This window comes from Pantoea sp. CTOTU50773, from assembly GCF_032082325.1.
In the GTDB taxonomy this organism is placed as follows: domain Bacteria; phylum Pseudomonadota; class Gammaproteobacteria; order Enterobacterales; family Enterobacteriaceae; genus Pantoea; species Pantoea communis.
The window spans coordinates 1-9,479 of the sequence record NZ_DAMDQC010000167.1 but is presented as its reverse complement, the minus strand read 5'-3'; the positions used below and the strand labels follow the sequence as shown (position 1 = coordinate 9,479).

The following is a 9,479-nucleotide window of genomic DNA, read 5'->3' as shown; positions in this document are numbered from 1 at the left end:
GGCACCAAGCTGCGTCTGGCGATGGATCTCAAACGTCATGACAGCATCGGCATCGATCTGGTTGCGATGTGTGTGAACGACCTGATTGTACAAGGCGCTGAGCCGCTGTTCTTCCTCGACTACTACGCAACCGGCAAACTGGACGTGGATACCGCTTCAGCGGTGATCACCGGTATCGCTGAAGGTTGCCTGCAGTCAGGTTGTGCGCTGGTCGGCGGTGAAACCGCTGAGATGCCAGGCATGTACCACGGTGAAGACTACGACGTGGCCGGTTTCTGCGTCGGCGTGGTGGAAAAATCAGAAATCATTGACGGTTCGAAAGTGCAGGACGGCGACGTGCTGATCGCACTGGGTTCAAGCGGCCCGCATTCGAACGGTTATTCGCTGGTGCGTAAGATTCTGGAAGTCAGCCAGACTGATCCAGAAACCAAACAGCTGGATGGCAAACCACTGGCCGATCACCTGCTGGCACCGACTCGTATCTACGTGAAAAACATCCTTAGCCTGATCGAGCAGGTGGATGTGCACGCGATTTCTCACCTGACCGGTGGCGGCTTCTGGGAGAACATCCCACGCGTGTTGCCAGACAATACTCAGGCGGTGATTGACGAGAAGAGCTGGCAGTGGCCGTCCGTGTTCAGCTGGTTACAGCAGGCCGGTAACGTCAGCCGTCATGAAATGTATCGTACCTTTAACTGCGGCGTGGGCATGATCATCGCGCTGAGCCCGGCCGATGCCGATAAAGCGGTACAGCTGATGACCGACGCTGGCGAACAGGCGTGGAAAATCGGTGTGATTAAAGCCTCTGACTCAGAAGAGCGAGTGGTTATTAATCCATGAAAAAACTGGTTGTACTGATCTCCGGTAACGGAAGCAATCTTCAGTCCATCCTCGACGCCTGCGCAAGCGGGCGTATTAACGGCAGCGTCGCTGCCGTTTTCAGTAATAAAGCCTCGGCATTTGGTTTGACGCGTGCGCAGGAAGCCAGCGTGCCGGGCCATAGCCTCGCCGCCAGTGACTTTGCCGACCGCGATGCGTTTGACCGCCAACTGATGCAGGAAATCGATGCCTATGCGCCGGATTTGGTGGTGCTGGCCGGTTACATGCGCATTCTCAGTCAGGCGTTTGTCGCGCATTATCACGACCGGTTGGTGAACATCCATCCGTCGCTGCTGCCGAAATATCCCGGACTGCATACCCATCGTCAGGCGCTAGAGAATGGTGATGAGGAACACGGCACGTCGGTGCACTTTGTTACTGACGAACTGGATGGCGGACCGGTGATTTTGCAGGCGCGCGTTCCGGTATTTGCTGAAGATGATGAAGAAGAGATCACCTCACGTGTACAGCATCAGGAGCATGCGATTTATCCGCTGGTGATCGGCTGGTTTGTCGATGGACGCTTGCAGATGCGTGATGGAAAAGCCTGGCTGGATGGGCAACCGTTGCCACCTCAAGGTTACGCACACGACTGATTTTCACCTTATTCAGCCGCTTGCAGACACGTTGCCCCGCTTAATTCACCCCAGTCACTGGCTGATGTCAGCGCCTGGGGCTGCTAAAACCTGTTGCCTTTCTGCGCCCTGAAAACGTAGCGCACGTTGCTTATCCCTTAACCAAATCTACCCGTAATGTAATCTTCGGTTTTGCGCGCTTTTGGCGAGGTGAAGATGCGGTCGGTTTCATCAAACTCCACCAGTTGTCCGTTATGCATAAACGCCGTGTAATCTGACACGCGCGCCGCCTGCTGCATGTTGTGCGTCACCAGCACCAGCGTGAAATGCTGCTTTAACGTGGTCATCAACTCTTCGATCACTAGCGTGGAAATCGGATCGAGCGCCGACGTCGGCTCATCCAGCAGCAATACTTCCGGCTCAATGGCAATGGCACGCGCAATCACCAGACGCTGCTGCTGACCGCTGGAAAGCGTCAACGCATTCTGTGCCAGCTGATCTTTCACTTCACTCCACAGTGCCGCTGCACGCAGTGCACGTTCACAAGCTTCGTTCAGCACGCGACGATCGCGCACCCCTTGCAGCCGCAAACCGTACACCACGTTCTCGTAGATCGATTTCGGGAATGGATTCGGGCGCTGAAATACCATGCCAATCCGGCGACGCAACGCAGGCAGATCCTGATTCGCCTGCATCACCGCATGCTGATCGAGCAGAATTTCACCTTCAATGCGGCAGCGATCAATCACATCGTTCATGCGATTAAAGCAGCGCAGCAGCGTTGACTTGCCACAACCGGACGGACCAATCAGCGCTGTGATGCGGTTTTTCGGGATGTACAGATCGATATTGTTCAGCGCCTGGCGTTCACCGTACCACAGCGACAGTTGGTTAACGGTTAACGCGATGTCGTAATCGGGCGTCATCTAAAAACCTTTCTAGTGCGTCATGAGGCGGTAACGCTCGCGCAGCCGATGCCGCAGCGCCATCGCCAACAGATTGAGCGACAGGATGATCACCACCAGCAGCAAGGCGGTGGCGTAAACCAGCGGTCGGTCAGCGTCGATATTCGGGCTCTGGAAGGCCAAATCGTAAATCTGAAAACCGAGGTGCATAAATTTGCGGTCGAGGTGCAAATAGGGGAACACCGCATCCACCGGTAACTCCGGGGCCATTTTCACCACACCCACCAGCATCAGCGGGGCGGTTTCCCCTGCTGCACGCGCTACAGCCAGAATCAGGCCGGTGAGCATCGCCGGGACCGCCAGCGGTAACACCACGCGCCACAGCGTTTCCGCCTGAGTGGCACCCAGCGCCAGCGAGCCCTGACGCAGATTATCCGGGATGCGTGACAGCCCCTCTTCGGTGGCGACAATCACCACGGGTAATGTCAGCAGCGCCAGCGTCAACGCCGCCCATAGCAGGCCCGGCGTGCCATAGGTCGGATTCGGCAACGCGCGCGAGAAAAACAGCTGATCAATCGTGCCGCCGATCAACCAGACAAAGAAGCCCAGGCCAAACACGCCATACACAATCGACGGCACACCGGCGAGATTCACCACCGCGATGCGCACCAGCCGCGTTAACGCATGACGTCCGGCATATTCGTGCAGCCACACCGCCGCCACCACCCCCAGCGGCATCACGATGATCGACATCAGCAACACCATCAGCACGGTGCCAAAAATCGCCGGGAACGCCCCGCTCTCGCCGCCGCCTGATGTTGGGGAATCGCTGACAAACTGCCAGATTTGACTGAAGAAGTGCTGTACTTTCTGCCTAAACGACATCGCATTCGGATACCAGGCATCCACCACCTGCGCCAGCGGAATGATATGATCCTGCCCCTGCACATCGCGGAGCACCAACGTGTCGCGTTCGCTCTCATGTTGCAGATGGGTCAGTTGTTGCGCTAGTGCGCTAAAGCGCCGTTGCAGCGCCACGCTGTTGGCATCGAATTCCGATTGATCCTGCAGGGTGAACGTGCCGCGCTGACGTTGCTCATCAGCTTGCTGCTGCAGGCTTTCCAGCTGTGCATTGAGGCGCGCCATTTGCACACGACGAATATGGCTGGCCTGACGTAGCTGCTCATGGACTTGCGCCAACCGCTGATGCAGCAGCGCATCACGATCGCGCGCGGTCAGCACTTCATTGTCTTCCCGCAGTTCAATCAGCCAACCGTAAGCGTTGCCGCCGCTGCGGCGCTGTAAAACCACCGCATCTGCCGGGCGACGCGTTTTCGCCGCGCCCTGGCTATACAGCACACGGAAATCCGGTGCGGCAAAATCGCGATTGCCCGTTTTCACCACATAGCGCCACTGCTCGCCCTGCGGCTGTTTGTGCAGCGTTTCGCCCAGCACCATCACCGCCGAACCTTCCGGCGGCTGGAACAGATATTGATCCACTGGCTGCGGCCAGAAGGCGCGCATGCCCTGCCACCCCAGCAGGCCAATCAGCAAGGTAAACGCCAGTAAGCACACGGCCACCGCACCGGCAGTCAGCCAGCGCCAGCGATCGTTTTGACGCATCGCTTTCATCCCTGTCCCTCATGCTGGCTGTAGCGCTGGCGCAGACGCTGACGAATCAACTCCGCAACGGTGTTGATCACTAAAGTGAATATCAGTAACAACAGCGCACTCAGGAACAGAATTCGGTAATGCGCACTGCCCGCTGCCGCTTCCGGCATCTCAATGGCGATGTTAGCCGAAAGTGCACGTAATCCGGCAAACAAGCCACCTTCGCTGACCGGCGTGTTGCCGGTGGCCATCAGCACAATCATGGTTTCCCCTACCGCGCGGCCAAAACCGATCATCAGGGCAGCAAAAATGCCTGCTGATGCGCCAGGCAGAACCACACGCGTCAGGGTTTGCCACGGCGTGGCACCCAGCGCCAGTGAACCTTGCCCCAGCGCGCCGGGCACGCTGAATAAAGCATCTTCTGACAAGGTGAAAATCAACGGCACCAATGCAAAGCCCATCGCCAGCGCCGCGACCAATAAGTTGCGTTGTTCATAATGCGCCAACCGCTCGCCGATATCCGGCCACAACTGCGTGGGCAGCCAGAGCGTCAGGAGTGTGACGGCCAGCAATACCGGCAGCAGCAGAATCACCTCGAAACCTGGGCGTCGCCAACGCGCTGGCAAATGCGGACTGAGCACGCCGCACAGCAATAAAGTCACCGCCAGCACCAGCGGTAGCAGTAACACGCCGACCAGCGCGGTACTCACGTGAGGTGCCAGCCAGACGCCGGCAATCAAGCCAATCACCACGCTTGGCAACGCGCCCATCATTTCAATGCCCGGCTTCACCCAGCGGCGTAATCCCGGAGACATAAACCATGCGGTGTACATTGCCGCCGCCAGAGCCAGCGGCGTGGCAAACAGCAGCGCCAGCGAGGCGGCTTTGAGTGTACCCAGCACCATCGGTATCAGACTGAATTTGGCCTGATAGCTGTCGCCAGCCGCAGTGGATTGCCATACCCAATCCGGCTGCGGATAGTTCTCGTACCAGATTTTTTGCCACAGATTGCGCCAGGTGAAATCGGGCCACGGATTATCCAGCGCAAACTGTTGCCACTGACCTTCCCGCTCCACAATCAGCGCATCACCGCGGGGTGAAAAGGCCAGCGCCTGGATGCCCGGTGCCAGCTGACGCGTCAAAATCGGCCCCTGCTGCTTACTGGCGAACAGTTTGATTTCCCCCGCAGCATTAAAGGTGGCAAACACACGACGCTGCGCCTCTGGCACAACCTTCAGCGCATCCTGGCTGTGATCAAAGGTATGAATTTCCTGCAACCGCGGCCCTTTATCACCTGCGATGGCAAACCATTGCTTGACCCCCTGGGTATCCTGAATCAGCAGCGTGCGCCCCCCGGTGAGGATATGCAGGCTTTGCGGACGCTGGTTAAGGGTCTGCGTTTCGCGCAGCTGAGCGCCTTCTGGCGTGATTTGCCATACACGCAGCAAACGCCCTTCGCTGGCGTACAGCAATGTGCCATCGGGGGATAACAGCAAATGCTCGGCTTGCTGCTGTGGCAGCAAAATCTGATTAACGGTTTGCTGGTTCTCCAGCGTCATTACGCTGATGCCTGCCGGCGTTTGGGCGGCAATCCGCCATTGGTGATCGCTTAGCGAGGTGAGCGCCATGGTGGTGACCGCGCCTTGCGCCAGATGCAGCGGACGATCGCCAAACGGGAAGAACCATTGACCGTGGTTTTCGTGGATCAGCGGTTGCATCAGCAGCAGTGCGCCCTGCATATTGAGCAATACGCTATTGCTATTGCTGCTGTTGACCGCCGCATCAGGGTGCTGTTGCAGCACCAGCGCCTCAGCGGCGGGCTGCCCATCGAGTGGAATAAAGCGCGCCTCGTTGCGGCTGATGCGCCAGCCGAGATGCCCATCGCTGCCCATCGCCAGTACCTGGGCTTTATCCCAAAGCTGCATATTGGTGGTGGCTTGCATGCCCGGCGCGCTGAAAAGGGGTAACACCACCCAGATCAGCCAGAAGAATAGCAGCAGCATCAGCAGCAAAATGCCCACGCCGCAGCCTGTCACTACGCGACGAACAAACTGATCGACGGCACGACGACGGCGGTCGCTGAAATGGACAGGGATACGATTTATGCTCATGCAGGCCAGGTTACAGGTGAAAACACGTCGCTATGTTGCCCGTAGCTGATTGATAAGACAACCTTTGGCGTTGGACAAGCTTGCCATACTCTCGCCATAATGGTGACGGACACTGAGCGGAGGCGCATTTTTGCGATTTTCCCGCCGGACAATCCGTCCAGCAACAGCCTCACGGAGTCAGAATGGGTCAGGAAAAGCTGTATATAGAAAAAGAAATAAGCTGGTTAAGCTTCAACGAACGTGTATTACAGGAAGCAGCGGACAAAACGAACCCGCTAATCGAGCGCATGCGCTTCCTGGGAATCTATTCCAACAATCTCGAAGAGTTCTATAAAGTGCGCTTCGCCGATCTGAAACGTCGCATTCTGATTGGTGAGGAACAGGGCACGCCGACGACCCTTCGTCATATCCTGAAAAAAATTCAGCTGCGGGTGCAGAAATCGGATCAGGAATTCGATGCACTGTACAACGACCTGCTGCTGGAGATGGCACGTAATCAGATCTTCCTGATTAACGAACGCCAGCTGTCGCCGAATCAGCAAGAGTGGCTGCGCTATTACTTCAAACATCAATTACGCCAGCACGTCACGCCGATTCTGATTAACCACGACACCGATCTGATTGAGTTCCTCAAAGACGACTACACCTATCTGGCGGTTGAGATTATTCGCGGCGACGATATTCGTTACGCGCTGCTAGAAATCCCTTCTGACAAGGTCCCACGTTTCGTCAATTTACCCGCTGAATCACCGCGTCGTCGCAAGCCGATGATCCTGCTGGATAACATCCTGCGCTATTGCCTGGATGAGATTTTCAAAGGCTTCTTCGATTACGATGCGCTGAATGCTTATTCGATGAAGATGACGCGCGATGCCGAATATGACCTCGTTACCGAGATGGAATCAAGCCTGCTGGAACTGATGTCCTCCAGCCTGAAGCAGCGTCTTAACGCAGAACCGGTGCGCTTTGTGTATCAGCGTGATATGCCGGATGCGATGGTGGAAATGCTGCGCCATAAGCTGTCGATTTCGAACTACGATTCGATTGTGCCGGGCGGCCGTTACCACAACTTTAAAGACTTTATTGGCTTCCCGAACGTCGGCAAAGCCAATCTGGAAAACCGTCCGCTGCCGCAAATCCGTCACATCGGCTTTGATGGCTTCCGTAACGGTTTCGATGCCATCCGTAATCGCGATGTGCTGCTCTACTATCCGTATCACACCTTTGAGCACGTGCTGGAGCTGTTGCGTCAGGCATCGTTCGACCCAAGCGTGCTGGCGATTAAGATCAACATTTATCGTGTCGCTAAAAACTCACGCATCATGGATGCGATGATCCACGCGGCGTACAACGGTAAAAAAGTGACAGTGGTGGTGGAGCTGCAGGCGCGTTTTGATGAAGAAGCCAATATTCGTTGGGCAAAACGCCTGACCGAAGCGGGCGTGCACGTGATCTTCTCCGCGCCGGGTCTGAAAATTCACGCCAAACTGTTCCTGATTTCACGTCGTGAAGGCGATGAGATTGTGCGTTATGCGCATATCGGCACCGGTAACTTCAACGAAAAAACCGCACGCATTTATACTGACTATTCATTGCTGACCGCCGATGCGCGCATCACCAATGAAGTGCGCCGCGTGTTCAACTTTATTGAGAACCCGTATCGTCCGGTGACGTTCGAACACTTACTGGTGTCGCCGCAGACTGGTGTCGCCGCAGAGCTCGCGCGACATGCTGTATAAGTTGATCGATGCCGAGATCGCCAATGCCCAGCAGAAAAAACCGGCGGGCATTACACTGAAAATCAACAACCTCGTCGATAACGGCCTGGTGGATCGCCTCTATGCCGCGTCATCTGCGGGCGTGAAGATCAATTTACTGGTGCGCGGCATGTGTTCTCTGATCCCTGATTTACCGGGCATCAGCGAAAATATTCGTATTACCAGCATCGTTGACCGTTATCTTGAGCATGACCGCGTCTATATTTTTGAGAGCGACGGCGAGAAAAAGGTTTATCTCTCTTCCGCAGACTGGATGACGCGTAATATCGATCACCGTATTGAGGTGGCCGTGGCGATCCTTGATCCCCGCGTGAAGCAGCGCATTCTGGATATCATTGCCATTCTGTTGAGTGATACCGTGAAAGCGCGCATCGTGGACAAAGAACTGAGTAACCGTTATGTTCCGCGCGGCAATCGCAAGAAGGTGCGCTCGCAGCTGGCGATTTACGATTACATCAAGAAACTGGAACAACCCGAATAACGCCTATGCCAATTTCCCATAAAAGTACGCCGAAACCGCAGGAATTTGCTGCCATCGATCTGGGCTCAAACAGTTTCCACATGGTCATTGCCCGTGTGGTCGATGGCGCCATGCAAGTGTTGGGGCGTTTGAAACAGCGCGTGCATCTGGCCGATGGGTTAGATGCGCAAAATCGCCTGAGCGATGAGGCGATGGAGCGTGGCCTGAGCTGCCTGGCGCTGTTTGCGGAGCGTTTACAGGGGTTCAGCCCGGCAAACGTCACTATCGTCGGTACGCACACGCTGCGTATCGCCACCAATGCCGAAGAGTTCCTGCAGCGCGCCGCAGAGGTGATCCCCTATCCGATCGAGATCATCTCTGGCAACGAAGAAGCGCGTCTGATCTTCATGGGCGTGGAGCACACGCAGCCGGAAAAAGGCCGCAAGCTGGTGATCGATATCGGCGGCGGTTCAACCGAACTGGTGATCGGTGAGGATTTTGAACCGCAGCTGGTGGAAAGCCGCCGCATGGGTTGTGTCAGCTTTGCCAATCTCTATTTCCCGAAAGGGGAAATTTCGCCTGAACACTTCCGTCGCGCGCGTTTGTCCGCGGCGCAGAAGCTGGAAACCATGGCGTGGCAGTATCGTCTGCACGGCTGGCAGTATGCGCTGGGTGCTTCAGGCTCGATCAAAGCGGCCTGCGAAGTGCTGCTGGCAATGGGTGAGAAAGAGAAACTGATCACCCCGGAAACGCTGGAAATGCTGGTTGATGAAGTATTGAAGCACAAGTCTTTCAATGCGTTGAGTCTGCCGGGCTTATCGGAAGAGCGTAAAGCGGTGTTTGTACCTGGCTTAGCGATTCTGTGTGGCGTGTTTGATGCGCTGGCGATTCGCGAACTGCGCCTGTCTGATGGCGCGCTGCGTGAAGGTGTGCTGTATGAGATGGAAGGTCGCTTCCGCCATCAGGATATCCGCAGCCGCACCGCGCAAAGTCTGGCTAACCACTACGCTATCGATAGCGATCAGGCACGCCGCGTGCTGGAAACGACCGAGCAGCTTTATCTGCAGTGGCTGGATCAAAATCCCAAGCTGGCGAATCCACAGCTCTCCGCGCTGCTGAAATGGGCTGCGTTGCTGCATGAAGTCGGATTGACCATCAAT

General features: G+C 56.2%; 6 protein-coding genes and 1 pseudogene. 4 read left to right on the top strand and 3 right to left on the bottom strand.

Annotated elements, in window-relative coordinates:
* Together purM and purN are read left to right on the top strand one after the other, a co-directional pair.
* Positions 1-840 (top strand): phosphoribosylformylglycinamidine cyclo-ligase (gene purM / locus RT340_RS19540; protein ID WP_313377532.1); only part of this gene is annotated, 840 nt, incomplete at its 5' end.
* Positions 837-1,475 (top strand): phosphoribosylglycinamide formyltransferase, encoded by a 639-nt coding sequence (gene purN / locus RT340_RS19535; RefSeq protein WP_160834301.1) that lies wholly within the window; start codon positions 837-839, stop codon positions 1,473-1,475. The genes purM and purN, both read left to right, overlap by 4 nt.
* A 137-nt stretch (positions 1,476-1,612) precedes the next feature.
* On the opposite strand, the gene pstB is transcribed toward purN, so the two are convergent.
* Genes pstB through RT340_RS19520 form a run of 3 tightly spaced genes read right to left on the bottom strand, consistent with a single transcriptional unit; the run spans position 1,613 to position 6,081 of the window.
* Positions 1,613-2,380 (bottom strand): phosphate ABC transporter ATP-binding protein PstB, encoded by a 768-nt coding sequence (gene pstB, locus RT340_RS19530; protein WP_211728303.1) that lies wholly within the window; start codon positions 2,378-2,380, stop codon positions 1,613-1,615.
* 12 nt (positions 2,381-2,392) lie between these two features.
* On the bottom strand, positions 2,393-3,991 hold the full coding sequence (gene pstA, locus RT340_RS19525) for a phosphate ABC transporter permease PstA (RefSeq protein ID WP_160834299.1): 1,599 nt from the start codon (positions 3,989-3,991) through the stop codon (positions 2,393-2,395).
* Positions 3,988-6,081, bottom strand: coding sequence for an ABC transporter permease subunit (locus RT340_RS19520; protein WP_097118591.1), 2,094 nt, complete (start codon positions 6,079-6,081; stop codon positions 3,988-3,990). Before RT340_RS19520 ends, pstA begins: the two co-directional genes overlap by 4 nt.
* 182 nt (positions 6,082-6,263) lie before the next feature.
* Here RT340_RS19520 and ppk1 point away from each other — a divergent pair.
* Both ppk1 and ppx read left to right on the top strand, forming a co-directional pair.
* Positions 6,264-8,340, top strand: a pseudogene (gene ppk1 / locus RT340_RS19515) (polyphosphate kinase 1).
* A 5-nt stretch (positions 8,341-8,345) separates the two neighbouring features.
* Positions 8,346-9,479, top strand: a 1,134-nt coding sequence (gene ppx / locus RT340_RS19510) for an exopolyphosphatase (protein WP_313377531.1), incomplete at its 3' end; no start/stop codon positions are given.

Bases quoted from the DNA above. Each gene is read 5' to 3' on its own strand.
- pstA (WP_160834299.1), bottom strand. From the start codon at position 3,991: ATGAAAGCGATGCGTCAAAACGATCGCTGGCGCTGGCTGACTGCCGGT.
- pstB (WP_211728303.1), bottom strand. From the start codon at position 2,380: ATGACGCCCGATTACGACATCGCGTTAACCGTTAACCAACTGTCGCTG.
- RT340_RS19520 (WP_097118591.1), bottom strand. From the start codon at position 6,081: ATGAGCATAAATCGTATCCCTGTCCATTTCAGCGACCGCCGTCGTCGT.
- purN (WP_160834301.1), top strand. From the start codon at position 837: ATGAAAAAACTGGTTGTACTGATCTCCGGTAACGGAAGCAATCTTCAG.